Annotated in this window: 23 protein-coding genes; 14 read left to right on the plus strand and 9 right to left on the minus strand. The window is 72.7% G+C overall.

Going from position 1 to position 26,413, the window contains the following annotated elements; all coding sequences use genetic code 11:
* Window positions 1-11: 11 nt before the first annotated feature.
* Entirely contained in the window at window positions 12-2,135 is a 2,124-nt protein-coding gene (locus tag ACF1AL_RS03660; protein WP_391706623.1) for a SpoIIE family protein phosphatase, read from the minus strand.
* Between the two features lie 309 nt (window positions 2,136-2,444).
* Between ACF1AL_RS03660 and ACF1AL_RS03665 the strand changes: the two genes are divergently transcribed.
* The 7 genes from ACF1AL_RS03665 to ACF1AL_RS03695 all read left to right on the plus strand — a co-directional run bounded on the left by ACF1AL_RS03665 (window position 2,445) and on the right by ACF1AL_RS03695 (window position 11,113).
* Entirely contained in the window at window positions 2,445-2,798 is a 354-nt protein-coding gene (locus ACF1AL_RS03665) for a hypothetical protein (RefSeq protein WP_391825455.1), read from the plus strand.
* Window positions 2,799-2,979: 181 nt separating this feature from the next.
* Complete coding sequence (locus ACF1AL_RS03670; protein ID WP_391706617.1) at window positions 2,980-3,951, plus strand: cyclase family protein; 972 nt, start codon at window positions 2,980-2,982, stop codon at window positions 3,949-3,951.
* A gap of 160 nt (window positions 3,952-4,111) precedes the next feature.
* Complete coding sequence (locus ACF1AL_RS03675; RefSeq protein WP_391706614.1) at window positions 4,112-5,692, plus strand: GMC oxidoreductase; 1,581 nt, start codon at window positions 4,112-4,114, stop codon at window positions 5,690-5,692.
* A 167-nt stretch (window positions 5,693-5,859) separates the two neighbouring features.
* Window positions 5,860-6,699 carry an SDR family oxidoreductase gene (locus ACF1AL_RS03680; RefSeq protein WP_391825456.1) on the plus strand — a complete coding sequence of 280 codons (840 nt, stop codon included), beginning with the start codon at window positions 5,860-5,862 and terminating at the stop codon, window positions 6,697-6,699.
* Between the two features lie 32 nt (window positions 6,700-6,731).
* Entirely contained in the window at window positions 6,732-8,228 is a 1,497-nt protein-coding gene (locus tag ACF1AL_RS03685) for a cytochrome ubiquinol oxidase subunit I (RefSeq protein WP_391825457.1), read from the plus strand.
* Window positions 8,225-9,262, plus strand: coding sequence for a cytochrome d ubiquinol oxidase subunit II (locus ACF1AL_RS03690; RefSeq protein WP_391825458.1), 1,038 nt, complete (start codon window positions 8,225-8,227; stop codon window positions 9,260-9,262). Before ACF1AL_RS03685 ends, ACF1AL_RS03690 begins: the two co-directional genes overlap by 4 nt.
* Before the next feature lie 48 nt (window positions 9,263-9,310).
* On the plus strand, window positions 9,311-11,113 hold the full coding sequence (locus ACF1AL_RS03695) for a cation:proton antiporter (RefSeq protein ID WP_391825459.1): 1,803 nt from the start codon (window positions 9,311-9,313) through the stop codon (window positions 11,111-11,113).
* Here the strand turns inward: ACF1AL_RS03695 and ACF1AL_RS03700 are convergent.
* A complete protein-coding gene (locus ACF1AL_RS03700) occupies window positions 11,110-12,948 on the minus strand; it encodes a glycoside hydrolase family 15 protein (RefSeq protein WP_391706599.1) in 1,839 nt (612 codons plus the stop codon). The genes ACF1AL_RS03695 and ACF1AL_RS03700 overlap by 4 nt on opposite strands.
* 148 nt (window positions 12,949-13,096) lie before the next feature.
* Entirely contained in the window at window positions 13,097-13,585 is a 489-nt protein-coding gene (locus ACF1AL_RS03705) for a gluconokinase (protein ID WP_391825469.1), read from the minus strand.
* 241 nt (window positions 13,586-13,826) lie between these two features.
* On the opposite strand from ACF1AL_RS03705, the gene ACF1AL_RS03710 reads away from it, so the two are divergent.
* Entirely contained in the window at window positions 13,827-14,297 is a 471-nt protein-coding gene (locus tag ACF1AL_RS03710; protein WP_391706684.1) for a pyridoxamine 5'-phosphate oxidase family protein, read from the plus strand.
* On the opposite strand, the gene ACF1AL_RS03715 is transcribed toward ACF1AL_RS03710, so the two are convergent.
* The gene (locus tag ACF1AL_RS03715; protein ID WP_384202591.1) at window positions 14,251-14,943 is read right to left on the minus strand and encodes a response regulator; all 693 of its coding nucleotides are present in this window, start codon (window positions 14,941-14,943) and stop codon (window positions 14,251-14,253) included. The genes ACF1AL_RS03710 and ACF1AL_RS03715 overlap by 47 nt on opposite strands.
* Window positions 14,944-15,256: 313 nt before the next feature.
* Between ACF1AL_RS03715 and ACF1AL_RS03720 the strand changes: the two genes are divergently transcribed.
* A complete protein-coding gene (locus tag ACF1AL_RS03720; protein ID WP_391706592.1) occupies window positions 15,257-15,913 on the plus strand; it encodes a DUF4389 domain-containing protein in 657 nt (218 codons plus the stop codon).
* A 93-nt stretch (window positions 15,914-16,006) separates the two neighbouring features.
* Here ACF1AL_RS03720 and ACF1AL_RS03725 read toward each other — a convergent pair whose 3' ends face one another.
* The gene (locus ACF1AL_RS03725; protein WP_391706589.1) at window positions 16,007-16,426 is read right to left on the minus strand and encodes an MmcQ/YjbR family DNA-binding protein; all 420 of its coding nucleotides are present in this window, start codon (window positions 16,424-16,426) and stop codon (window positions 16,007-16,009) included.
* A 185-nt stretch (window positions 16,427-16,611) separates the two neighbouring features.
* Complete coding sequence (locus tag ACF1AL_RS03730) at window positions 16,612-17,199, minus strand: S1 RNA-binding domain-containing protein (RefSeq protein WP_391825460.1); 588 nt, start codon at window positions 17,197-17,199, stop codon at window positions 16,612-16,614.
* Window positions 17,200-17,326: 127 nt separating this feature from the next.
* Between ACF1AL_RS03730 and ACF1AL_RS03735 the strand changes: the two genes are divergently transcribed.
* The 4 genes from ACF1AL_RS03735 (at window position 17,327) to ACF1AL_RS03750 (ending at window position 20,770) form a co-directional block, all read left to right on the plus strand.
* Entirely contained in the window at window positions 17,327-18,022 is a 696-nt protein-coding gene (locus ACF1AL_RS03735; protein WP_391825470.1) for an SMI1/KNR4 family protein, read from the plus strand.
* A gap of 166 nt (window positions 18,023-18,188) precedes the next feature.
* Window positions 18,189-18,926: a GAF and ANTAR domain-containing protein gene (locus ACF1AL_RS03740; protein WP_391825461.1), complete on the plus strand. Its 738-nt coding sequence runs from the start codon at window positions 18,189-18,191 to the stop codon at window positions 18,924-18,926.
* A 102-nt stretch (window positions 18,927-19,028) separates the two neighbouring features.
* Window positions 19,029-19,811 (plus strand): MEDS domain-containing protein, encoded by a 783-nt coding sequence (locus tag ACF1AL_RS03745; protein ID WP_391705798.1) that lies wholly within the window; start codon window positions 19,029-19,031, stop codon window positions 19,809-19,811.
* A complete protein-coding gene (locus tag ACF1AL_RS03750) occupies window positions 19,808-20,770 on the plus strand; it encodes an anti-sigma factor RsbA family regulatory protein (protein WP_391825462.1) in 963 nt (320 codons plus the stop codon). Before ACF1AL_RS03745 ends, ACF1AL_RS03750 begins: the two co-directional genes overlap by 4 nt.
* A gap of 171 nt (window positions 20,771-20,941) precedes the next feature.
* Here the strand turns inward: ACF1AL_RS03750 and ACF1AL_RS03755 are convergent, their stop codons facing one another.
* A complete protein-coding gene (locus ACF1AL_RS03755; RefSeq protein WP_391780045.1) occupies window positions 20,942-22,141 on the minus strand; it encodes a PP2C family protein-serine/threonine phosphatase in 1,200 nt (399 codons plus the stop codon).
* A 163-nt stretch (window positions 22,142-22,304) separates the two neighbouring features.
* Between ACF1AL_RS03755 and ACF1AL_RS03760 the strand changes: the two genes are divergently transcribed.
* Window positions 22,305-24,008 carry a RecQ family ATP-dependent DNA helicase gene (locus ACF1AL_RS03760; protein ID WP_391705804.1) on the plus strand — a complete coding sequence of 568 codons (1,704 nt, stop codon included), beginning with the start codon at window positions 22,305-22,307 and terminating at the stop codon, window positions 24,006-24,008.
* Window positions 24,009-24,174: 166 nt separating this feature from the next.
* On the opposite strand, the gene ACF1AL_RS03765 is transcribed toward ACF1AL_RS03760, so the two are convergent.
* The gene (locus ACF1AL_RS03765) at window positions 24,175-25,701 is read right to left on the minus strand and encodes a flotillin family protein (protein ID WP_391780006.1); all 1,527 of its coding nucleotides are present in this window, start codon (window positions 25,699-25,701) and stop codon (window positions 24,175-24,177) included.
* A 72-nt stretch (window positions 25,702-25,773) separates the two neighbouring features.
* The gene (locus tag ACF1AL_RS03770) at window positions 25,774-26,289 is read right to left on the minus strand and encodes a hypothetical protein (protein ID WP_391825463.1); all 516 of its coding nucleotides are present in this window, start codon (window positions 26,287-26,289) and stop codon (window positions 25,774-25,776) included.
* Window positions 26,290-26,413 lie beyond the last annotated feature (124 nt).

Raw genomic sequence — 26,413 nt, forward strand, 5'->3', positions numbered from 1 at the left:
CCGTCCGGACGTCACGGGTCCGGTGCTTCCCGGCGCAGCAGGAGCAGGGCGATGTCGTCGGTGCGCTGCCCGCCGGGGCCGGCCGCCGCGAGCAGGTCGTCCACGAGCACGTCCGGGTCGCTGCCGTCGAGGCGGGCGAGTTGCCCCGCGAGGTGGGCGATGGCGTCGTCGAGGTCCCGGCCCGGTTCCTCGATCAGGCCGTCGGTGTAGAACGCGAGCATCGCGCCCGGGGGCAGCGGGACCGCGGTGACGGGGAACTCGGCGTCCGGATCGATCCCGAGGAGGGGCCCGGGGGTGATGTCGACGGGCCGCGCGACACCGTCGGGACCGCGCAGCACAGGGGGAGGGTGGCCGGCGCTGGCCAGGGTCACCTGTCCGCGGCCGGTGTCGACGTGGGCGTAGAGGCAGCTGGTGAACAGGTCCGGACCGAGGTCGGTCAGGAGCCGGTTGGTGCGGGAGAGCACCTGGTCCGGGGCCGCGCCGAGGGCCACATGGGCGTGCACCGCGGTGCGGACCTGCCCCATGAGGGCGGCCGCCGAGACGTTGTGCCCCTGTACGTCGCCGATGACGGCGGCGGCGCCGGAGGTGCCGAGCGGGATCAGGTCGTAGAAGTCGCCGCCGATGTCCATGCCCCGGGTCGCGGGCAGATAGCGGGCCGCGACGCGCAGGCCGGTGAGGGCGGGCAGGGTGCGCGGCAGGAGCGCCTGCTGGAGGCCGTGGGCGAGGTCGTGCTTGGTGTCGTAGAGGCGGGCGCGGTCGAGGGCCTGGGCGATCAGCCCGGCGAGCGACGTGAGTACGGCCCGTTCCGCCGCCGGGAAGTCCCGCGGGGTGTCGTAGGACAGGACGCAGATCCCGACCGGCCGGCCGGAGACGATCAGCGGCAGGAAGGCCCACGCCTGTTTGCCGCTCACCACGGGGGCGTCGGGATACAGGCGCCGCATCTCGTCCGGGTCGGAGAAGAACGCCGGGATGCCGCTGCCGAGGGCGCGCCCGGCCGGGGTGAAGGCCGTGTCGAGGGGCAGGTGGTCGAGGTGCGCGACGGTCTCGGCCGGGTAGCCGCGGTGGCCGGTGATGCGCAGCCGGCCCCCCTCGGCCATGGACAGCACCAGGCCCTGCGCGCCGAAGGCCGGCATGATCTGGTCGGCGACCAGGTCGATGACGTCCTGGACCCCGACCACCTCGGTCAGGGCGGCCGCCAGGTGGACGAGCTGGTAGAGGTGACCGGCGCGGGCCGGTGCGGCGGTGCGCGCGGACGGGTGGCGCGCCGGCACGGACGGGGCCTCGACGCCGGTGCGCACGATGCGCACGCTCATGCCGCTGGCATCGGGGTAGAGGTGGAAGTCCAGCCACTGGTCGGGCGGGCGGCAGGCCGAGAAGACGACGGGCTCACGGCTGATCACGGCGGCGCGGTAGCGGTCCTCGTAGGTGGGTTCGTCGAGCCAGCGCAGGGACTGCCAGGGCAGGGTGCCGAGGAGGTGACCGGCGTCGCGGCCCAGCAGGTCGCAGGCGCCCGAACTGACGTAGGTGAACCGGCCCTCCAGGTCGAGGGCGCAGCTTCCGCCGGGCAGGCGTTCCGCGAAGTCCGCCGCGGCCATCTCCGGTCCCAGGGACGGCCGACCGGCGCCGATCGCGACCACGCGAGGCGCCTCGTCGCCGTCCTGGCTCCCGCCGTGCTCCGGGGCCTCCTCCAGCAGCCGGGCCAGGCGCCGGCAGCTGGACTCGATGTTGCCGCGCTCCCGGGCGGTCATGTACGGCGGACGGGAGGCGGGCCAGATCAGCAGCAGCGCGCCGCGCGGCCGCACCCCGGTCACGGGCGCGGCGACCAGGGCGAGCGGATAGGGCAGGGCCATGGCGGTGCGCGGGTAGGCGTGGGCCATCTGCTCCTGGCTGCTCAGCCACACCAGGCGTTCCTCGCGCACGGCGTCGGCCACCGGTGCCGGAGCGGTCAGCGGCACCCGCGACCACGGGGTGGCGAAGTCGGCCGGCGCCCCGCACAGCAGCCGCAGCCGCAGCAGCCGCCCGCTGCGGTGCAGCACGAACAGAGCGCCGATGGACGCGCCGGTCCGGCGCACCGTCTCGGCGAACGCGAGGTCCACGGGGTCGTCGGCGGCGGAGGGATCACGCGCGCGGGTCACGATTCACCTCCCGGGCGACGGAACGGCCCGCCCGCCCGGACGGTGACCCGCTCTCCCGCGCGGGCCGCACACACCGGGAGACATCCTTACCGCCCATACCAGGACGGTACGCCACCGCCCATACCAGGACGTTACGCCGCCGGGCACCGCTCGGCGCGCGATCCATGCCGCGGCCGTCTCCCGCGGCGGCGATGCCGTCGTTTCTCTCGCTGCCGGGCGGCGCGGTCGACGGTGGCCGGCCGTGGACTGACGTACACCCCCCTGGGTACTCGGCTCGCGCACAGCCCGCCAGCGGAGGAGTCGGAAGCCGTGTCGCTCTCTCATTCACTCGACCACGGAGTGCTCGTCATCACGGTGCACCACGATCCCGGCAGCGCCGGACGTGCCGAGCTCCTGTCCCTGTTCGAGGGCCTTGTCCACGCCCACAAGCCGGCGCCCGTGGTGGTCGTCCTCGAGGAGCCCGCCGTGGACGGCGTCGCGGTCGGCGTCCTGCTCCGCGTCCACCGCATATGCCGGGACCTGGGCGTGCTGATGTCCGTGGCGAGCTGCAGCGCCCCCACCCGGCGGGTGCTCCAGGCCCAGGCCGACACGACGGGCGCGCACCTGGTCATTCACGCCCGCACCGACACCGCTGTCGCCGCCGCGTTCGCCGCGGCCGCGTGACCTTGTCGGGCCTGCGCGGCGCCCGACCGTTCACGTGCCGGCAGACCTCCCCCACCGACCCGTTCGCGCTCGTCCTTCGGACATGCGGAAGGCCTGGCCCGGTGCTGCAATGGGCTGGGCGCGGCCCCGGCGACCGGGAGGACGCCCCTCGCGCCGAGCAGTCCAGCGGAGGAGGAGCCTGATGACGGACCGCCGTGACGCCCCGCCCAAGGCCCCGGCGCCCGCGACGCCGCCCCGCATGTCCACGGCCTCCTTCCACACCCTCTACCGCGATCTGCGCGACGGGGCGCGCCACGGCACGGGCCGCCGCCCCGGAGCCCTGTCCTGGCTGACCCCCGAGCGGGTGGTGGCCGCCGCCGGGGAGGTGCGCACCGGCCGTACCGTCTCGCTCGCGGCCCCGATCGAGACGGAGCGGGTGCCCGACGACCCGGAGCCCGCCGTCCACCGGATGATCGCGCCGACGGCCGAGGAGGACACGTCCCACGGCCTGCACTTCGCCCGCGACCGGTTCGCGATGAACGTGCACGGCGACGCCGACAGCCACCTCGACGCGCTCTGTCACGTCATGTACGACGGGGAGCTGTACGGCGGTGTCCCGGCGAGCACCGTGACACCCGAGGGGGCCGGCGCGCTCACGCTGGACCTGGTGGCGGACGGGATCGTCGGACGCGGTGTGCTGCTGGACGTCCCGCGGCTGCGCGGGGTGCCGTGGCTGGAGCCCGGCACGCAGGTGACCGCCGAGGACCTGGAGGCCGCCGAGGAGGCGCAGGGCGTCACCGTGGGACCGGGCGACCTGCTGTTCGTGCGGGTGGGGCACCGTCTGCGGCGGCGGAGCGTCGGTGCCTGGGACGCGGCCCGGCTGCGGGCGGGCCTGCATCCGGAGGCCATGCGCTTCCCGGCACGGCGGCGCGTGGCCGTGCTCGGTTCGGACGGCAACAGCGACGCGGCGCCCGGCGCGGTGCCCGACGTCGGGTTTCCCGTGCACGTCCTGGCCGTACAGGCGCTGGGCATGCACCTGCTGGACTATCTGGACTTCGAGGAACTGGCCTCCCTGTGCGCGGACCTGGGCCGCTGGCACTTCCTGTGCGTGATCGCACCGCTGCGGCTCGCGGCGGCCACCGGCTCACCGGTCAACCCGATCGCCGTCCTGTGAGCGACCCGGCGACCAGTGCTGCGGATGCCGCCGCACCCGTCGGCGGCTAGGTTCGAAACGGGGCCACAGGTCTGCCGGACTTCCCGGGCACCGGAGGGCCGCACGGTCTGCCGGACTTCCCGGGCGCCGGAGGGCCGCACCGACCAGGACGGGGGTCGTCATGGGCGACGCTCCTCACTACGACGTGATCATCATCGGCACCGGGGCCGGAGGCGGAACGCTCGCGCACCGGCTCGCCCCTTCCGGCAAACGGGTCCTGATCCTGGAACGCGGTGACTACCTGCCCCGCGAGCGCGACAACTGGGACTCCACGGCCGTCTTCGTCAGGGCCAAGTACCGGGCCCCGGAGTACTGGCTGGACCGGCACGGCAACGCGTTCCCGCCCGAGGTCAACTACTACGTCGGCGGCAACACCAAGTTCTACGGGGCGGCGCTGTTCCGGCTGCGGACCCAGGACTTCGGGGAGCTGCGTCACCACGGCGGCGTCTCCCCCGCCTGGCCGCTGCGCTACGAGGACATGGAGCCCTACTACACCCAGGCGGAGCACCTCTACCGGGTGCACGGCCGGCACGGCGAGGATCCCTTCGAAGGGCCGTGGAGCGAGCAGTACGCCCATCCGCCGGTCGAACACGAGCCGCGCATCCAGCAGTTGAGCGGCGACCTGGAGAAGCAGGGCCTGCACCCGTTCCACCTGCCCATCGGTGTCGACCTGCTGCAGGACGCGAACGGCCGGGCCACCCATTTCAGCGCCTGCATCCGCTGCAACCGGGTCGACGGCTTCCCCTGCCTGGTCCGCGCGAAGTCCGACGCCCAAGTGGTCTGCGTGGAACCGGCCCTGGAGCACCCGAACGTCGAGATGATCACCAAGGCGCGGGTGACGCGGCTAGACACCGACCCGGCCGGGCGCAGCGTCACCGGGGTCGTCGCCGTCCTGGCGGACGAGCAACAGGCCCGCTTCTCGGCGGACATCGTGGTCGTGGCCTGCGGCGCGGTCAACTCGGCGGCGCTGCTGCTGGCGTCGGCGAACGACCGGCACCCGGGCGGGCTGGCGAACAGCTCGGGCGTGGTGGGCCGCCACTACATGCGTCACAACAACCTCGCGCTGATGGCGATCTCGAAGGAGCCCAACGACACCGAGTTCCAGAAGACGCTCGCCCTGCACGACTGGTACCTGGGCGCGGACGACTGGGACTACCCCCTCGGCGGGATCCAGATGCTCGGCAAGTCGGACGCCGAGCAGATCCACGGGGAGGCGCCGCGCTGGGCCGGTGCCGTGACGCCCGACATGCCCTTCGAGGTGCTGGCCCACCATGCCGTCGACTTCTGGCTGTGCGGGGAGGACCTGCCGCACCCCGGCAACCGGGTCACACTCGACGGTGACGGCCGGATCCACCTCACGCTCGACGAGGACAACAACACCGCCGGGCTCAAGCGCCTGCGGCACAAGCTCCAGCACATGCTCGGCCACCTCGGCATGCACGAGCACCACCTGCTGCCGCACAGCATCTACCTGCACAAGGGCATGCCGATCGGGGCCACCGCGCACCAGGCGGGCACCGTGCGGTTCGGCACCGATCCGGCGTCCTCCGCCCTCGACGTCCACTGCAAGGCGCACGACCTGGACAATCTGTACGTCGTCGACACGAGCTTCTTCCCGAGCATCGGGGCGGTCAACCCGTCCCTGACGGCCATGGCGAACGCCCTGCGGGTGGGCGACCACCTCGTGGAACGGCTGGCGTGACGGCGGGCGGGGCGGTGCCCATTCCGGGGGGCTAACCTCCTCCCCCGGTCGGCGCAACGAACGCCCCGCACGGCACGCGGCGGCACGGGCGCGGTGATTGTCTGAAGCCCGGCTCCCGGGCGGGACTCCCCGGGCGGCCCGGCCGCGCAGCAGAGGAGACAGTCATCGTGGCTTCGATCGAGGGCACCCTCCGGCAGGGGATCCCCGCCCACCTTCTCAAGGGCCAGAAGGCACTGGTCACCGGAGCGAACTCCGGGATCGGCCTGGCGACGGCGGTGGCCATGGGCCGGGCCGGGGCCGACGTGGTCGTCAACTACGTGGTGGGCAAGGAGGAGGCCGAGAAGGTCGTCGAGCAGATCCGGGCCTTCGGGGTGCGGGCGGAGGCGTACCAGGCGGACGTCTCCGACGAGGACCAGGTCGTCGCGATGACGAACCGGATGGTGGAGGAATTCGGCACGATCGACATCCTGGTCGCCAACGCCGGCATGCAGCGCGACGCCTCGTTCACCGAGATGACGCTGGCCCAGTGGCAGAAGGTCCTCGACGTGAACCTCACCGGGCAGTTCCTGTGCGCGCGGGAGGCGACCAAGGAGTTCCTGCGGCGCGGTGTCGTTCCCGAGGTGTCGCGCGCGGCCGGGAAGATCATCTGCATGAGCTCCGTGCACCAGCTCATCCCCTGGGCCGGGCACGTCAACTACGCCGCCTCCAAGGGCGGGGTGCAGATGATGATGGAGACCCTCGCGCAGGAACTCGCGCCGAAGAAGATCCGGGTCAACGCCATCGCGCCGGGCGCCATCAAGACGCCCATCAACCGCAGCGCCTGGGAGACGCCCGAGGCGCAGAACGACCTGCTGCGGCTGATCCCCTACGGCCGGGTCGGCGAGCCCGACGACATCGCGGCCGCGGCCGTGGGCCTCGCCTCCGACCTCATGGACTACGTGGTGGGCGCGACGCTGTACGTGGACGGCGGGATGACCCTCTTCCCCGGCTTCGCCACCGGCGGCTGAACCGACGCGCGACGGCTCCCGAACGGAAACACATGCACACCACCCTGCACGTGCTGGCCGAAGGGCCCGCGCAAGTGCTTCCGGCCAGGTCGCTGATGGCGTTCACCCTGGCCTCCCACATCATCCTCGTCCCGCTCGGTGTGGCCCTTCCGCTGATCACGCTGATCGTGCACGGCTACGGACTGCGCCGCGGGGACGGGACGGCCCTGCTGCTCGCGCGCCGGTGGTCGGCGGTCATGGCGGTGCAGTTCGCGATCGGGGTGGTCACCGGCACCGTGCTGTCTTTCGAGTTCGGCCTGCTGTGGCCGGGCATGATGGGCCGCTGGGGCGACGTGTTCGGCATCGGGTTCGGCGTCGAGGCCTGGGCGTTCTTCCTGGAGGCCGTCCTCATCGCCGTCTATCTGTACGGCTGGCGCAGGCTCCCGGCCCGGACGCACTTCCTGCTCGGCCTGCCCCTGCCCGCCGCCGCCCTGCTCGGCGCCTTCGGCATCCTCGCGGCCAACTCCTGGATGAACACCCCGCGCGGCTTCACCCTCGACGCCGCCGGCAACCCCGTCGACGTGAACATCCGGAAGGCCGTCTTCACGCCCATGTTCGGCCCGCAGTACTGGCACTTCGTCGTCGCGATGCTCGTGACGGCCGGGTACGTGGTGGCCGGGGTCTACGCCGTCGGCCGGCTGCGCGGCCGCCGCGACCACTACCACCGGCTCGGCTTCACCGTCCCGTTCACCGTGGCCGCGGTGATGACTCCGGTGCAGTTCGTCCTGGGCGACTCCATCGCGCGGCAGGTCTTCCACAAGCAGCCGGTGAAGTTCGCCGCGATGGAGATCGTCTGGGACACCGACACCCATGTACCGGAGTACCTGTTCGGCCGGCTCCACCCGGGCGGCGGCATCTCCGGCGGCATCAGGATCCCGCAGCTGGACTCGATCCTCGCCGGTTTCCGGCCGGACACCAAGGTGACGGGGCTGACCTCCGTCCCCGCCGACGCCCGGCCCACTCCGGCCCAGGCGACCCTCACCCACTGGGCCTTCGACATCATGGTCGGCATCGGCTCCCTGCTCGTGCTGCTCGCCCTGTGGTACGGGCTGGTCTGGCTGCGCCGGCGCCGGCTGCCCGCCTCGCGGTGGTTCTACCGGTGCGCCGCCGTGGCGGGCGTCGCGTCCGTCGTCGCCGTCGAGTGCGGCTGGATCACCACCGAGGTGGGCCGCCAGCCGTGGATCGTCTACCAGAACATGCGGGTCGCCGACGCGGTCACCGCGGCGCGCTCCACCACCTTGTGGACCATGTTCGGCCTGGTCGTCGCGGTCTACGTGGTGGTCTTCGCGTCCTTCCTCGTGATCCTGCTGAAGATGCGCGCCCGCTGGCGGCTCGCCGACCGGCAGGACGCCCGGGCCGCCGCGGGCGGGGCGGGGGCGGAGACGCCCGAGTCGGGCACCCCGTACGGGCCGCGCCCCGCGGTGCCGTCCGGTGCGGCGCCGCGGTCCGAGGCCGCAGGGCCGTCCTCGTCCCCGAAGGACCGTCCGTGATCGCCGACGTCATCGCCGTCGTGCTGCTGCTCGCCGTCACCGCGTACGTCTGCGCCGGCGGCACCGACTACGGAGCCGGGTTCTGGGACCTGCTCGCGGGCGGAGCACGCCGCGGCCGGCGGCCCCGGTGGCTGATCGACCATGCGATGGCTCCCGTGTGGGAGGTCAACAACGTGTGGCTGATCTTCGTGCTGGTCATCCTGTGGACGGGCTTCCCCGTGCTCTTCGAGCGGCTGTTCCTCGCGATGTGGCTGCCCCTGGCGCTGGCCGCCGTGGGCATCGTGCTGCGCGGCGCCGGGTTCGCGCTGCGCAAGCCCGCCCAGCGGCTGGCGGGACGGCGGCTGTACGGGGCGATGTTCGCCGTGTCCTCCCTGCTGACGCCGTTCTTCCTCGGTGTCGCGGCGGGCGGGGTGGCGTCGGGCCGGGTGACGGCGAACGCGAGCCCGTCGGTGGACGCCTGGGCGCATCCCTTCCCGGTGCTGTTCGGTCTGCTCGCCGTGGCGGCCACCGCCCTGCTCGGCGCGGTGTTCCTCGCCGCGGACGCCCGCCGCTTCGACGCGCGCGACCTGGACGCCTACTTCCGTCGGCGGGCGCTGGCAGCCCTGGGCGCCGTCGCCGTGCTCGCCGTGGTCACGCTGGTCGTGGCCCACGACGACGCGGCCCACGTCTGGCACGGGCTGACGCACGGGGTGGGGCTGTTCTTCGCGGTCGTGGCGGCCGTGAGCGCGCTCGTCACCGCCTGGCTGGTGCTGCGTCCCTCCGGGGCGTGGTCGCGGGTCTCCGTGGTCGCCGTGGTGGCGTCGGCGGTCATCGCCTGGGGCATGGCGCAGCGCCCGTACCTCGTGCCGACCTCCCTGACCGTGGCCGACGGGGCGGGCGCGGACACCACGCTGCGCTGGCTCGGCCTGGTCACCCTCGTCGCCCTCGTCGTGGTGCTGCCCGCGGTCGCCCTGCTCTACTGGCTCGACACGCACGGCGAGCTGGAGAGCCTCACCGACGCCGATCTGCGGGCAGGCACCGGTGACGAGGGCTGAGCCCCGCACCCCGCGGCCCTGCCCCGCACGGCGAGGAGGGAGGGCGCGGTGAGCGAGGACCAGATCCTGCTGGGTCTCGCCCTGACCGTGGCGCTCGCCGTGGGCTCGCAGATCCTCGCCGGCCGGCTGCGGATCCCCGCGCTGATCGTGCTCCTGCCGGCCGGGTTCACCGCGGGAGCGCTCACCGACGTCGTCCACCCCGACCGGCTGATCGGCGAGGACTTCTCCGCCCTGGTCTCGCTGTCGGTGGCGCTCATCCTCTACGACGCCGGGCTGGGCCTGGACCTGCGCCACCTGAAGGGCGCCACCCGCAAGGCCGTCATCCGGCTCCTGCTGTTCCAGGTGGCGCTGACCTGGGGCGCCGTCCTGGCGATGACCCCGTCGCTGTTCGGCGTGCCGGCGGCCGTGGCCACCATGCTCGGCGTGATCCTCGTGGTGTCGGGGCCCACGGTGGTCGGTCCGCTGCTGGAACACGTCCGGCCGTCGGACGGGGTGCGGCGCGTCCTCGTGTGGGAGGGCTCCCTGATCGACGCCGTCGGCGGCATCCTCGGCGCCGTCGTCTTCCACTCCCTCCTCTCCGGCGGCCTGCAGCCGGGGCACTTCCGGCTCGGCTCGTTCCTGGGCGGCATCGCCGTCGGGCTGCTCGGCGGAGTGGTGGGCGCCGCCCTGCTGTGGCTCACCCTGAGGCAGCTCCGCCTCGGCGAGACCCTGGGCACGCTCGCCCAGCTGGCCGTGGTGGTGCTGGTGGCGGCCTGCTGCGACGCGGTGTACGACGACACCGGGCTCATCGCCGCCATCGTCACCGGGCTGATCGCCGCGAACGTCCCGGCCTTCGACATGCCCGCGCGGCGGCCGTTCTTCGAAACGCTCGTCCGGCTGATCATCGGCCTGCTCTTCGTCTCCATCTCGGCCACGGTGACGCCGAAGAGCCTCGTTCCGGTGCTGCTGCCCTCCCTGGCGCTGATCGCGGCGCTGGTCCTGGTGGTGCGGCCCCTCGTCGCCCTGCTGTCCACGCTCCGGACGGATCTCCGGCGGGGCGAGCGGGCCTTCGTCGGCTGGATGGCGCCGCGCGGCATCGTGGCCGCCTCCACCGCCACCACCTTCGCCGGGACGCTCACCGCGAAGGGCCTGGACGACGCCGACATCATCCTGCCGGTCACCTTCCTGGTGATCGTCGGAACGGTCCTGGTCTACGGACTGACCGCGCGGCCCATGGCCGGCCGGCTGGGCGTCGTACGCTCCGCACGGGCCCGGCCGCTGCTGCTAGGCGGGCAGCCCTGGGTCGTCGACCTCGCCCGGGCCCTGCGCACCGCCGGTGTCGACGTGCTGATGTGGGCGGGATCCGCGCCCGAGCGGGCCCGGATCGAGGCGGCGGGGATCGAGCCGGAGGCCGGGGAGCTGATGGCGGTGGCGGCCGATCCGCAGGCCCGGCTGGAAGGCATCACCTCGGTCTACCTGCTCACGGACGACGACGACTTCAACGCCCTCGTCTCGATCGTGCTGCGCGACAGCGTCGACGGCCCGGTGTACCGGGTCGGCCCACCGCCCGGCACCGGGGGGACGGTCGCCCCGTACACCTCGGGAGAGACCCTGTTCGGGCCCGGCCTCGTCCGGCACACCGTGGCCGCCCGCCATCGCGACGGCGCACGCTTCCAGGTCCAGCCCGCGTCCGCCCCGCCCCCGCCGGACCACGACACCGTCTTCGTCGTACGGCGGGACGGGCGGCTGCAGCCGGCCACCGAGGGCGGCCCGGTCACGGCGGCCGAGGGCGACACCCTGGTGCTGCTGGGCCCCGCGCCGGCCCCGTCTGCCGAGCCGGCCCGGTCCCGGCGCGAGCGGGACCCGCGCTAGGAGGCGTTGAGGGCGGCGTCCAGGGTGATGGCCGCGTCGATGAGGGCGAGGTGGGTGAACGCCTGGGGGAAGTTGCCCAGTTGACGGCCCGTCGGGTCGATCTCCTCGGAGTACAGGCCGAGGTGGTTGGCGTACCCCATCATCTTCTCGAACACCAGCCGTGCCTTGTCGGTGCGTCCCGCGCGTGCCAGGGCGTCGACGTACATGAAGGTGCACAGCGAGAACGTGCCCTCCGAGCCGCGCAGTCCGTCGGGGGACGCCTCCGGGTTGTAGCGGTAGACCAGGCTGTCACTGACCAGGTCCTCCTCCATGGCGTCGAGGGTCGACGTCCACAGGGGGTCCTCGGGGGTGATGAACCCGACCGTCGCCATGCGCAGCAGGGAGGAGTCGAGGACGTCGCTGCCGTAGTGCTGGACGAAGGCCTGGCGTCCCTCGTTCCAGCCCTTGGTCATGACCTGCTCGTAGATGTCGTCCCGCGCCTGGCGCCAGCGTTCCACGCCGGCCGGACGCCCGTTGGATTCGGCCAGGCGCAGGGCGCGGTCGAAGGCCACCCAGGACATCACCCGGCCGTAGGTGAAGTCCTTGCGGCCGCCGCGCGTCTCCCACAGGCCCTCCCCCGCCTGGTCCCAGTGGTCGACCAGCCAGTCCAGGTTGGTCAGCAGCGCGTTCCATCCGTGGTGCCCGACCTGCAGACCGTGCCGGTGCGCGAAGTGGACGCTGTCCAGCGCCTCGCCGTAGATGTCCATCTGCAGCTGGGTGGCGGCGCCGTTGCCGATGCGCACCGGGGCGGAGCCGGCGTAGCCCTCCCAGTGGTCGAGCGCCAGTTCCTGAAGGTCGCTGGAGCCGTCCACCGCGTACATGATGTTCAGCGGTCCGGTGACGCCGTCGCGTCCGGCGCGCTCCTTGACCCGGGCGACCAGCCACTGGATGAACGCCGCGGCCTCTTCGGTGAAGCCCAGCCCGAGCAGGGCGTACACCGAGAAGGAGGCGTCCCGGATCCAGGTGAAGCGGTAGTCCCAGTTCCGCTCGCCGCCGAGCTGCTCGGGCAGCGCGGTCGTCGGCGCGGCGACCACGGCACCGGTCGGCGCGAACGTCATCAGCTTCAGGGTGATCGCGGAGCGTTCCACGGTCTCGCGCCAGCGTCCGGTGTAACGCGACTGGCGGAGCCAGGAACGCCAGAACATCACCGTCTCGTGGAAGAGTTCGCGGTACTCCGCCACCCGCATCACCCGGGGCCGTCCCTCGGTGCCCCACTCCAGCACCAGCCCGCGCTCCTGACCCGCCTCCAGGGTCAGGGTGAGGTGCAGGGTGTCGTACCGGTCGACGAGAAGGTCGACCAGCCGCTCGTCCTCCGGTTCGCGGACGGGGTGGACGGTGAGCGCGGGGCCGCCGTCCTGCGCGAACACCGCACCGTGTTCGCTCAGGTGCAGCCGGTGGTCCTTGCGCCCGTAGTCGAACCGGGGCTCCACCTCGATGTCGAAGGTCATCCTGCCGCGCACGCAGTGCACCATGCGGACCAGCCGGTGCTTCGACGTGGCGGACGTGCCCGTCACCGGCATGAAGTCGATCACCTCGCCGGCGCCCGCCTCGGTCATGAACCGGGTGACCAGGATCGCCGTGTCGGGAAGGTACAGCTGCTTCGTCGCGTACGTGCCGTGCGCGGGCCGGATGGTGCAGTGCCCGCCCTTGTCCTTGTCCAGCAGCGCGCCGAACACGCTGGGCGAGTCGAACCTCGGGGCGCAGAACCAGTCGACGCTGCCGTCCGTGGTGACCAGCGCGGCGGTCTGGAGGTCACCGATGAGGCCGTGGTTCTCGATCAAAGGGTAGTCGTCCATCGGGCCGCCCTCTCGGTGTCCGCTTCACCCGAACAGCCCCCCTGTCCACAGGTTAGGCCGCGGGCCGGAGATCGGCGCGCGGGCTCCGGTCCGGCTCACCGGTCTCTTCCGTGCGGGCCGGGGCCGCCTGTGCGGGCCGACAGGACCGTCACGCGTCCGGCTCCCCCAGTGCCCGCAGCACCGCCGAGACGACCTGCTCCGGGCTGCCGGACGCGTCGACGGTGACGCCCGGCTCGTCGGGCTGCAACGGTTCGAGGGTGTCGTACTGCGACCCGAGCAGGCGCGGGGGCATGAAGTGTCCCGTCCGGGCGGCGATCCGCCGGGCCGCCGCCCGAGGGTCGAGAGCGAGGTGGACGAACCGTACGTCGGCGCCCGTCGCCCGCAACTCGTCCCGGTACGCGCGCCGCAGCGCGGAGCAGGTGACCACACCGCCGCGGCCCCGCGCCGCGGCCTGCCGGACCCATGCGGCGAGCGCCGCCAGCCAGGGCTCGCGATCGGCGTCGTCCAGCGGCCGGCCGGACGCCGTCTTCGCCCGGCTCGCGGCGGAGTGCAGGTCGTCGCCCTCCAGGAACGGCACGCCGAGCCGCTCCGCCAGCGAGGCGCCGACGGTGGACTTCCGGGACGCCGACACGCCCATGACGACCACGACCGGTGCTCCGTGGTTCTTTCCCGGCAAGGGCCCTCCCGGACGGCGCGGCGACAGCGGTCGCAGTCCACTGTCACCCGATGCGGGGTCAGCTGCCGCGCGGGATGCTCCCCCCGGAGCGGCGAGGAAGCCGCCGTCGCCCCAACAGCCCACCCGGGGGGCGCAGGCCGGGGCGGACGGCGGGGCCGATCGGCCCTACCCGCGTCCGCCACCGACCGGGACGATGGAACGCATGGTCCCGGACGACGGCTTCTGCGCACTCGACCGGCAGGAGTGTCTGCGCCTGCTGGCGAAGGCACCCGTCGGCCGCGTGGTGTACACCAGGCAGGCGCTGCCGGCGGTCCTTCCCGTCAACTTCACCCTCGACACGGACACTTCCGTCGTCCTGTGCACCTCGGCGGCCTCGGACCTCGTACGCGCCATCGACGGCGTGGTGGTGGCGTTCGAGGCCGACGAGTTCGACGCGGCGGCCCGCTCGGGCTGGAGCGTCGTCGTGACGGGACGAGCGGAAGTGGTCTGCGACCCACGGGAGGCGGACCGCCTCGGCGAAACCGGCCCCCGCCCCTGGAAGCCGCCGCTCGATCCGGTCTTCGTCCGGATCGAACCGGAAATGATCACGGGCCGGGAACTGCGGCCCACGCTCCGGGCGGCTTCCGTCAGCGGCGCTCGCCTCGGGACCGGTCCTGGGCCTGGGTGGCGATGACGGCGGCCTGGACGCGGCGTTCCACGCCGAGCTTGGCCAGCAGCCGGGAGATGTGGTTCTTCACCGTCTTCTCCGCGAGATGGAGCCGCTGCCCGATCTGCCGGTTGGTCAGTCCCTCGCCGATCAGCGCCAGGATCTCCCGCTCCCGGTCGGTGAGCCCCGGCAGGGCGTCCGGCCGCTGATCCTGCCCGGCGCCGCCCCGCAGCCTGGTCATCAGCCGGTTCGTCGCGCTCGGGTCCAGGAGCGACTGGCCGCGCGCCACGGTCCGTACCGCGGACACCAGGTCCGAGCCCTGGATCTGCTTGAGCACATATCCGGACGCGCCCGCCATGATCGAGTCGAGCAGGGCCTCCTCGTCGTCGAACGAGGTCAGCATCAGACAGGAGAGGCCGGGCATGCCCGAGCGCAGTTCCCTGCACACGGTGACCCCGTCCCCGTCGGGCAGCCGTACGTCGAGCACGGCCACGTCGGGGCGCACCGCCGGCACCCTGACCAGGGCCTGCTCGGCGGTGGCGGCCTCACCGACCACGGTGATGTCCGGCTCGTCGTCCAGCAGGTCGCGCACACCTCGCCGTACGACCTCGTGGTCGTCGAGGAGGAAGACCCGGACGGGGCCGGGAGTACCCGCCTGCTCGCGGTCCGTCATCAGTGCTCCTTGGTCTGCGTCGCGTGACTCCCTGGGATCGTCCCCGACGACGGGGACCGGGGCCAGGGCCGGTGGTCCCTGTTCCGCCGCTCACCGCCCGTTCCGGCCAGGAGGAGAGATGCCTCTGACGACGGTATGTCCGGCCTCATCGGCCTCCCCCCGGCCTGCGGCGGGGGTCACAGGTCCCGGGTGGGGGCCGGGTGGCCCCTGGTCCGGCCGGTGGCGGGGGCCCAGCGTGGGAACCGACCGGACGATCCGAGGCCCGCGGGCGCGAGGATCACCGGCACCACTCCTGCCGAAGGGACTGGTTCTCATGGCGACCGCAGCAGTGCACCCGCCCTACCCGGCCCGGCTGACCGCCCGCCTGGACACGCCGCTGTCCCGCTGGCTGTGGCTGGTGAAATGGCTTCTGGCCGTGCCCCACTACGTGGTCCTCGCCTTCCTCTGGATCGGGTTCCTGGTCACGAGCGTCGCGGCCTTCTTCGCGATCCTCTTCACGGGCCGCTATCCCCGGCCGCTGTTCACCTACAACACCGGTGTCCTGCGGTGGAGTTGGCGTGTCGCCTACTACACGTACGGCGCTCTGGGCACGGACCGGTACCCGCCCTTCACGCTCGCGGAGGTCCCCGACTACCCGACGCACTGGGAACTGGCCTACCCCGAGCGGCTGTCACGCGGCCTCGTCCTCGTCAAGTGGTGGCTGCTGATCCTGCCGCACTACCTCGTGGTGGCCCTGCTCCTCGGTGGACTGCGGGCACCGTGGGCCGACTTCGGGCTCATCGGGCTGCTGACGCTGATCGGCGCGGTGGTCCTGGCGTTCACCGGCGGCTATCCCCGCAGTCTGTTCGACCTCGTGATCGGCCTCAACCGGTGGGTGCTGCGGGTCGCCGCGTACGCCGCCCTGCTCACCGACGTCTATCCGCCGTTCCGGCTGGACCAGGGGGGTGAGGAACCGGAGGCGACGGCGTAGTGGGCGCGGGGCTGCTCAGCGCGATCCGGACGGTGGCCCGTGCGCCGGAGAGGGCCCTGCGGCCGGAGGTGAGCCTTCCGCCGGAGGTGAGCCTTACGCCGGTGGTGCCCCGGCTGAGCCTTCGGCTGGAGGTGCCCCGGCGGCCGCGAGCCATGCGGCCCGCCGCCGGGGCGAGGCGCGCGACAGCCAGGCGTCCTCGACGAGCTCTTTGAGCTCCTGGTAGGTGAGTTCGCCGATCCGGCTCGCCCGGAGCAGTACCGACGGGTGCCCGTCGAAGTGCGACGTCGTGAAGAACGGCGAGCCCGGATCCTGGACCAGCGCCGCCTTGTCGGCCTCGGACGGCACCCAGAACATGATGACGTCCGGGTAGCGCTCACCGGTCACGGGATCGACCGCGTCCGGCCGCGGAGTGCGAAAGAACACGAAGGACTTGCGGCCGACCTGATAGACCGGGTTCCCGCCGACTCCGTGCTCGACCGTGACATGCGGCATCGCCGACGCCAGCTCATGCACGTCCTCGACCCGAGCCCGCCTCGCCCTCATACAAGGGGAGGCTAAACGGCCGCCCGGCCCCTCGCCACCGGCAACCGGCGACGCGTCACCGGCGGGGGCGTGGGCGCCGGAGAGGCCCCCTCGGCCGCCAAGGCATCCTGTGGACGAGGACGCCGCACCCCGACCGGGGCTGACAGCCGCGGTCCTCAGAGACCGTCCGGACAAGTCCTCACCGAGGTGCTGGTGATCCTGGACAGGGCCAGCCGGCGTCGCTCTCGGTCGATCGTGGTGACGACAACCGTGATCTCGTCTCCGACCCGGACAGGATCCGAGGGCGTTTGCAGGGGCGTCCCGCGGAGCTCTGCGAGGTGGATCAGACCCTCGATTCCATCGGCTACCTGAACGAAAGCACCGATCGGGAGCACACGGGTGACTCGTCCGGGCAGTTCTTGTCCAACGGCGACGCCGTCGGCGAATGTCTCGAAGGGGTCCGGCTGCGTCGCCCGCAAGGACAGTCTGGCCTCGAGGTTCCACGTGTCGAACTGGAGGAACACGCACGAGACCCGCTGTCCGACGTGCACCACGTCGGAGGCTGCTTCGATGCGCCGCCAGGACAGTTCGGGCACCGAGATGAACCCGACACCGGGGAAGACCGGGTGATCGGGGCCGTCGTCCAGCGCTACGAACACACCGAACCGTTCGATCGCTGTGACGGTGCCGGAGAGGAGCTCTCCGCACGGCAGTGATTCCAGAAACGTCCAGAGCTCCGGGTTCTCGGACCGTCCGCCCATCATGCTGCCAGCGTTTCACAAGGTGCTGCGTCGGCCGAGGGGTGTGGTCACCCGGCGAGTACGCTCGCGCCAGCCCCTCGGCGGGCGCGGTAGCGTCCTTGGTGTGCGTGATGGTCCTGACGTGTCGGTGATGCTGCGAGACGGGGTGCAGACTCGGTCCCAGGCCTGGGACTTCGTGCGCTGGTTCGCCGATGCGTGGGCGGGGTGTCCTTTGCGGGCGGAGGACGGCTGTGGCGAGGACGAGTTGTCGGCCGCCGAGGCCGATCTGGGCTTCGAGCTTCCGGCTGCGTTGCGTGAGGGTTTCGCGCTCCTCGGCCGGCGGGACGACCTGACCCGGCAGCAGGATCCCCTCGTCCCGCCCGCGGGACTTCATGTCGACGACGCGCTGGACGGCATCCTGGTGTTCCGGCGCGAGAACCAGGACTGTGCGGCCTGGGGGATTCCCCTGGACGCGATCGAGCAGGAGGATCCGCCGGTGGTCGTGGAGTCGCGGGAGGGATGGATCCCCTTCCTCGATCGGACGTCCCAGGCCTGGGTGGAGCTCGTGCTGAGCGAATCACTCTTCGCTGCCGACAGTCTCTACGACGCCTGCGAGCTCCCCGACGCGTCGCTGCCGGGCCTCCACGCTCGCTACACGCGGGTCGGCCTGCCCGACCATCCCCTCTGGGCCGGCGCCGACGACTCTCCGTTGCGCTGGTACGCCGCTCCCGGACGGCTGGTGCGGCGGGACGGCGTCGCGGACCAGTCGTGGATCCACGCGCGGGGCCGTACGCCTGCCGATCTCGACGCCATCCGCGCGGAGCTTCCCGGGCCGTGGGTCTGCTGAGTGCGGCGGAGTAGCGTGGGGAGGAGAAGGTCACGCCGCGTCGGCCGTCGGCGGTCGGCGGCAGGTGGGCGTCGCGCGCGGTGTTCCGTCGGACGTGGGAGTCCGGCGCCCCGGTGACACGACGCCTTGCCGACCAGTAGCACCGCGATTCCGCGAAGGACACCCGGTGGACGACAACAGTGCGGGCCGGCAACCGCACCAGGACTCCGACCTCACCCAGTGGCTGCTGCAGACGGACACCGTGGAGGACTTCCTGCAGCAACTCGCGGACGCCGCCGTACGTCTCTCCCCCGCCGGTGGCGCCGGGGTCACCCTGCAGCGGGAGGGCCGGCCCCTGACCGTCGTCAGCTCCGGGGAAGGCGCCACCGAACTGGACGAGAAGCAGTACGGCCAGGACGACGGGCCCTGTCTGCAGTCCTTGCGCTCCGGGCAGGAGATCCTCGTCCGGGACATGCTCCAGGAGACCAGGTGGGGCCCCTACCCGGCGTACGCCGCCGCCTGCGGGACCCGCTCCTCCCTCTCGCTGCCGATCGCCTACCGCACCCTCAGTGCGGGTGCCCTCAACCTCTACGCCGCCCCGCCGCACGCCTTCGACGACGTGGACCACACCGCACTGCGCTCGCTCGCGGCGCAGGCCACCGGTGCGATCGCGCTGGCGCAGCGGATCAGCGACGCCCAGGAGTTCGCCGAGCAGCTGCGGACCGCGATGAGATCCCGCGCGGTCATCGACCAGGCCATCGGGGTGATCATGGGCCGGCGGCGCTGCACCGCCGAGGAAGCCTTCGCCGTTCTGCGCAGCGCCTCCCAGCAGCGCAACATCAAGCTGCGCGACCTGTGCACCGAGCTGATCACCGATCTCACCGGCCGGCCCCCCGCCTGCTCCGACCTGCCTCCGCGCCCATGAGCCGGCCGCTCACCCGGCCCGCACGTCCCCGGCCGGGCACCTGGTCCGATCCGTGTGCATGCCTGTCACTATGGTGGGCATCCGCAGCGACGGGAGGGATCGGTGAGAGCGCCACACACTCTGGCGACACTCGACGAGATCGGGATGGGTGACCACGTCTGCCAGCTGCTGGGACCGTCCGACGATGTCGTGGACCGGAGCCGGGCCTTCGTCGCGGACGGGGAGCTCTTCGGTGACAAGGTGGTGATCGTCGGATCGGCTCTCGCCTCGCGCGGCGAGTTCGCCCCGGTGACGCTCGATCCTGCGCGCACGGAGGGCTCGCTGCTCGCCGCGGTCCGTCGCGAGGCGGCGAGCGCCGGACGCGAGGGTTTCCGCTCGCTCAGGGTGCTCCACCACGTGACGCCCGGCGCCGGTGCGGGACGGCCGGAGCAGCTGCTGCGCAGCGAACTCGACCTGGAGGAGTTCGCGTCCGACAGCGGGGCTCTGGTCGTATGTGCCTACAGCAGTGCCGATTGGGACGCTCCCACGCTGGAACAGATCAGGTGCGTGCATCCCCACCACCTGGGCAGCCGTCCGGCATCACCGGCGTTCCAGGTGTACCGGACGGGAAAGGACGGCTGGTCCGTGGACGGGGTCATCGACAGCGAAGGCGCCCCGGCGTTCGGGGCCGTCCTGCGCACCCTGCTGGCGCAGTCGGCGACCGTGCGCCTGCTCTGCCAGGGCCTGGAGTTCCTGGACGCGGCGGGCATGAGCGCGCTGGCCGACGCGGCCCGGGGGATGCCGGACCGCAAGGTCGTCCTGGAGGGGACCAACGAGACCGTACGGCTGGCCTGGGACCTGTCCGGCTTCGCCACGCCCGCGGTGCCGGTGGTGATGACGCCATGACCACTCCCTCGCGCCCGGCAACCGCGTCGCCGGACTCCCCGCCCGGGTACCGGCACGAGCTGTATCCGTACTCGGGCCCGGACGAGTTCGTCGAGGGCACCCTGGGGTTCATCCAGGACGCGCTCGCCGGTGACGAATCCGTCGTCGTGGCCGTCCCGGAGCGCAAGGCGTCCCTGCTGCGTGCCGAGCTCCCTGAGCAGGAGGCCGTCCGCTTCGTCGACACCACACCGGTGGCGCGCCATCCGGGCCGGCTCATCGGAGCCTGGCGGGGGTGGATCAAGGAGCAGACCTCTCGGGGACGTCCGGTGCGGGGCATCGGCGAGTCGCCCTGGGACGAGGAGCTGAGCCGTCCCGAGCTGGAGGAGCTGCGCTACCACGAGTGGCTGCTGAACAAGGCGTTCGCCGACGGTCCCGCCTGGTGGCTGCTGTGCCCCTACGACGTGGACGGCCAGGCGGCCGCGGTGAAGGAGATGGCCCGCTGTCACCCGCAGATCCGCACCGCCGGGCGCACCGGACCGTCCGAGGACTACGACCCGCAGGCCCCGTTCGCCTTCGCTCCACTGACCCACCCCTGCGATCCGTACGACGAATTCGTCTACACCCGGGGTGATCTGTCCGCGGTGCGGGAGAAGATCGCGGCCTGCGCCGAGCGGCACGGCCTGAGCGCCCGCCGGCTGCGCGAGCTGCACCTGGCCGCGACCGAGGTGGCCGCCAACAGCATCCGGCACGGCGGTGGGCAAGGCGTGCTGCGCACGTGGAGCGAGGACGAGCGGCTGGTGTGCGAGTTCCGGGACGCGGGCTACATCGCCGACCCCCTGCTGGGACGTTCCCGGCCCGACGACGTCCAGATCGGCGGCCGGGGCCTGTGGCTCGTGCACCAGCTGTGCGACCTCGTCGAGATCCGCTCCACTCCCGAGACGGGGACGACGATCCGCATCCACACCCGCCTGCGCGGCTGATCCGGATCGCTTCACCTCCGCCCGCGGGCTGACCCGGATCGCTTCACCCCCCACCCGCGGGCTGACCCGGATCCGCTCTCACACCACCTACCGAGTTGGCCCGGTCCCCCTCGGCACTCACCCGCCGACGGCACTCACCCGCCGACGGCGCCGGCCCCGGCGCCCGGGCTGTCAGGCGTTGGACCCGCCGTTGGTGTGGCGCTGCCCCGTCCGGTTGCCGCGCCAGTCCAGCACCATCGTGGTCGCATCGTCGAGCAGCGACCCTCCGAAAGCCTCGTGGACCGCTGCCGTCAGGGCCCGGACCACTTCGCGCGGGTGCTCGCCCGCGGTGTCCCGGACGAGGGCGGGCAGGTCGACCGCGGCGGCGGCCCGGTCGCGCATGCCGTCGGTGAGCAGGACCAGCCGGTCGCCCGGCTCCAGACGCAGCCGCTGCACCTGGTACCTGACCGGGGCCGGCACACCGAACGGCATGTTCACCCTGAGGGTGAGCTCCTCCACGCGCCCGGCGCGCAGCAGCAGGGGCCAGGGGTGGCCGGCTTTGACCAGCTCGCAGGCGCCGGTGTCCAGCTGGACGCGCAGCAGCTGGCCCGTGGTCATGCCGCGGCCGTGACGTTTGATCGCCTCGTGCGCGGCGTTGGCCTGGTTGAGGATGCCGCGCCCTGCCCGGCGGGCGCGGCGCAGGGCGTTCACGGTCAGCGTGGCCAGCAGCGCGGAGGCCGTGTCGTGGCCCATCGCATCGGTGATCGACAGGTGGAGGACGTCCTGGTCGAGGGCGTAGTCGTACGTGTCGCCGCCTATGTCGTCGGCCGGGAGGAGACCACCCGCCAAGGTGAACTGGGCGGCCTCGCAGCAGGGTGCCGAGGGGAGCAGCTGGTGCTGGATCTCCGCGGCGAGACCCATCGTGGTGGTACGCCGTCCCCAGTGGTACAGATCGGTGAAGCGGCGGTCGGTGACCACGATGTACGCCAGCGCGTGCGCGGCCTGCGCCACCCCGTCCCGTACGGCGTCGTCCGCCCGGGGGACCAGCACGTCCAGGACGCCGATGCAGTCACCGCGATTGGTCACCGGGGCCACGATCCTGCAGCCGCCCTCGGCGTCCGGTTCCTCGTCGAGGCGCTGGGAGCGCAGGACACGGTCGTAGACGCTGCCCGCGAGGACCCGCCGTTCCGTCCGTCCGCGGGCCTGGTCGGCCATGCCGGCCCGGGGCAGCCGTACGGCTTCCCGCCCGAGCATGTCGACGAGCCAGAGCGACACCTCGATTGCCGAGAACCGCTTCTCCAGGTTCCTGGCGACGACGTCCACCGACTCCACGGGCGCCGCATCCTCTGCGGCACCCAGCACCTCGTCCAGCCCCAAGCCCTCGTCTCGCAGCACGGGCACCTCCCAGTCCACCAGACCGGCTTCCCCGTGCGGCCGTCCTGAATGCGCACGCTCGGGCTCGTCTCCCCGGTGATACGGGTTCGTCCGCCCGGGTACCCAGTCGCCCCGCGGGCGGTGCCGCCCGCGCGGGAACCGAGCAGCCAGGGAGTGGATCATGGGGCCGACCGAGCCGACGCCGGGGCAGGAGCCGGCCGGACGCCTGCGGGAGGTCGCCGCCGACGTGTTCGGCTGGGACACCCTGCTGCCGGAGCAGCTCACCGCCATGGAGTGGGTGGTGGCGGGCGAGGACACCCTCGTGGTCATGCCGACCGGGTCCGGCAAGTCCGCCGTGTACCAGGTGCCCGCCCTGCTGCTGGCCGGGCCGGTCGTCGTGGTGTCTCCGCTGCTGGCGCTCCAGCGCGACCAGATGGCGGGCCTGCCGGACGGCGACCGCGCTCCCCGCGCCGTGGCGATCAACTCCGACCTCGGCCCGGGCGAGACCCGTCAGGCGTGGGAGGCGGTGCGCCGGGGCGAGGCACGCTTCGTGTTCGTGTCACCGGAGCAGCTGGCCAAGGACGAGGTGCTGGACGAGCTGGCCGAGGCGGGTCCCGCCCTGTTCGTGGTGGACGAGGCCCAGTGCGTGTCCTCCTGGGGCCACGACTTCCGGCCCGACTACCTCCGCCTGGAGCAGGCCGTACGCCGCGTCGGCGGGCCCCCGGTGCTCGCGCTCACCGCGACCGCCGCGCCCCCGGTGCGCAAGGAGATCACGGAGCGGCTGGGCATGCGCCGGCCACGGCTGATGGTGACGGGCTTCGACCGGCCCGAGATCCGCCTGGAGGCCCGGCGCTTCCTCGACGAGGACGAGCGCCGCCGGGCCGTCGTCGAACGGGCGGCCGCCGAGCCCAAGCCGGGCATCGTCTACGCCGGTACCCGCAAGGACGCCGAGCACTACGCCGGGGAACTGGCCGCCCTGGGACTGGCCGCCGAGACGTACCACGCGGGCCTGCGCGCCGCCGAGCGCGCCCGGATCCACGACGCGTTCCTCTCCGGTGCGGCGGACGTCGTCGTGGCGACCTCGGCGTTCGGCATGGGCATCGACAAGGAGGACGTACGGTTCGTGCTGCACGCCTCGCTGCCGGGGTCGCTGGACGCCTACTACCAGGAGATCGGCCGGGCCGGCCGGGACGGACGCCCGGCCCTCGCCGTGCTGCACTACCGGTCGCAGGACACGGGGATGCAGACCTGGTTCGCGGGCCGCACCCCGGGCCGCGAGGCCCTGTCCGAGGTGGCCGACGCCGTCCACGAGCACCGCGGCGACCCGGCCGGCCTGCAGGAGCTGCGCCGGGCGACGGGCCTGTCCGGGAAGCGGGTCACCGCGGCCGTGAACCTCCTGGAGGAGGCGGAGGCCGTCGCCACGGGGGCGGACGGCGAGGTGCGTCCCACCCCGGGCGTTGCGCCGGGCCCGGCGGCCGAGCGGGCCGAGGAGGCCGCGCAGGCGCACCGCCGCACCGACCGGTCGCGGGTGGAGATGGCGCGGGCCTACGCCGAGACGACGGGCTGCCGGCGGCACTTCCTGCTCGCCTACTTCGGGCAGGACTACGAGGGGCCGTGCGGGAACTGCGACACCTGCGACGCGAAGGACACCGACAGCGATCCGGACGAGTCGCGTGCTCATCCCGCGGCGACGTCCTTCCCGACGGGGACCGAGGTGCGGCACCGGCAGTGGGGCGACGGCACGGTCCTCAGCACGGACCAGGACCGCATCACCGTGCTGTTCGACCAGGCCGGATACCGCACGTTGTCCCTGAAGGCGGTGGCCGGCCACGACGACCTGCTGACGGTGGTGCGCAGACCGGGCGAGGACACCGCCAGCGACTGATCGTCGCCGAAACCCGGCGGTCGTCGTCCTGTCCGTACGGGAGATCCGCGCCCGGCGCGGCGCAGTCCGGGCGAGGCTGCGCACCGACTGAACGCCCGAGCGGGTCGGCCGACTTGGACCGCCTGCCCGGGCGTTCGGTCGTCCGGAGCCAGCGAGTGACGTGGCGTCAGCCAGCGATCTCGATCTTGCCGTTGGACTGCGCCGTCTTCTCCCCCGGCGTGGCGGAGGAGCGGTCGGTGAAGTTCTTCAGCAGCTGGGCCAGGTCCACCCCCGTGGTGGAGCCGAGGAGTTCCATGCCCTGGGCCACGTTGTCGGCGACCGTGCGCGACAGCCGTCCGGCGCCGTCGGTGGAGATCACCGTCATCTTGTCCACCGCGCTCAGCGGCTCGGCCGCCTTGGCGACGACCTGGGGAAGAACCTCGACGAGCATCTGGAGCACGGCCGCGTCGCCGTACTGCCCGAAGGCGTCGGCCTTCTTCCGCATCGCCTCGGCCTCGGCCGCGCCCTTGGCGCCGATCGCGGCCGCCTCCGCCTCACCCTCCAGCCGGACCGCCTCCGCGATCGCCGCGCGCCGCGACCGCTCCGCCTCACCCTGCTTCATGCCCTCGATGGCCTGCGCCTCGGCGAGCGCGCTGCGCCGCTGCTTCTCGCCCTCACCGGTGAGCCGGGCCCGCTCGGCCTCGGCCTGCGCGGCGGCGATGGCGGCCAGGCGCTCGGCCTCGGCCTGCTTGACGCGCGCCACCCGCTTGGCCTCGGCCTCCTGCTCGGCCGCGTAGCGCTGGGCGTCGGCCGGCTTGCGGACCTGCGTGTCGAGCTGACGGTCGGTCAGCGCGGCTTGGCGTTCGGCGACCTTCTCCTGCTCGGCGAGGATCTCCTGCTGCCGGGCGGCTTCGGCGAGCGGGCCGGAGGCGTTGGCGCGGGCCGCGGCCTGGTCGGTCTCCGCCTTGATCTCCGCCTGCCGCAGGTACAGCGTGCGCTGCGCGACGGCGATCTCCTCCTCGGCCTTCAGCCGGGCCTGTTCGGCCGCCCGCCGGGCCTCGGCCTCGGCGATGTCGGCCTCCTGCTTGGCCCGGGCCGCCTCCGGCCGGCCGAGGTCCTCCAGGTAGGAGCCCTCGGTGGTGATGTCCTGGATCTGGAAGGCGTCCAGCACCAGGCCCTGCCCCGACAGGCTCGCCTCGGCCTCCTCCGCCACCTGCCCCGCGAACGCGGCCCGGTCGCGGATGACGTCCTCCACCGACATCCGGCCGACGATGGCCCGCAGCGCGCCGGACAGCACCTCCTGGGTGAAGCCGACGATGCCGTCCTGCTGCATCAGGAACCGCTGCGCGGCCGCGCGGATGGCGTCCTCGGTGCCCCCGACCTTCACGATGGCCACGCCGTCCAGGTTGGCCTTCACTCCCCGCAGGGTCACCGCGCCGCGTACCGCGACGGGGATGTGCCGGGACGACAGGTCCAGGGTGAACTTCTGCTGCACGAACGGCACAACGAAGACCCCGCCGCCCACCACGACCTTCTGGCCGCTGTTGTCGGTGAAGACGCGGCCGGTCTCCGGATCGGTGGCCTTCTTGCCGCGCCGCCCGGTGACGATGAACGCCTCACTGGGCCCGGCCACTTTGTACCGGGTGACCACCACCAGGGCGATCAGGACGAGGAGTACGACGACTCCCACGACGGCGATGACCACAGGACTCATGAGTCCCCCCTTCAGCCCTCCCACGGGACGGCGATGTCGGTGCTCGAACAGGACGGTGACGAGCGGGGCCCGTCAGGCGTCGACCGGACGGACCGTCACGGCCGTGTGCGACAGGGTCCGGTCGATCCAGACCTCGGTGCCGCGGGCGACCGGGACGGGGCTCTTCGCGGCGAACTTCACCGGCTGACCGGCCAAGTGGACGATCACCTCGCCGAAACCACCGGCCGGGATCGCGGTCACCACCGCACCGGAGGAGCCGATCAGTTCGTCTCCGCGCGGGGCCGCTCCGGAGCGGTCGCTCATCAGCGCACGGCTGAAGCGGTACGCCAGCCAGCCGGTGACCGCGCCGGCCGGCACACCGACGGCTACCGCGCCGAGCGCGCCCGTACCGGTGGTGCCCATCACGATCGCGCCGGAGAAGCCGAGCATCGACACGAAGCCGGCGATCACGGGAAGCGACAGCCATCCGTCGAGCAGACCGTCCAGCACGCCCGTGCCCTCGAAGAGCCCTTCCAGGACACCGTCCAGGACGAGGGAGAGGGCGAGGAGGGCGGCCCCCGTCATGCCGAGACCCAGAAACCAGGCCATCCGCACACACCGCCTCTCCTCTTCTTCCCCCGTGGATTCCCCCGTGGCACCCCCGTGGATTCCCCCGTGCCGGCTCCCCGCCGGTGCCCGCATCGTCACACGGACGATCCGCCGCGCACATTGC

It is taken from the genome of Streptomyces sp. NPDC014801 (assembly GCF_043082085.1).
Classification (GTDB): Bacteria; Actinomycetota; Actinomycetes; order Streptomycetales; family Streptomycetaceae; genus Streptomyces.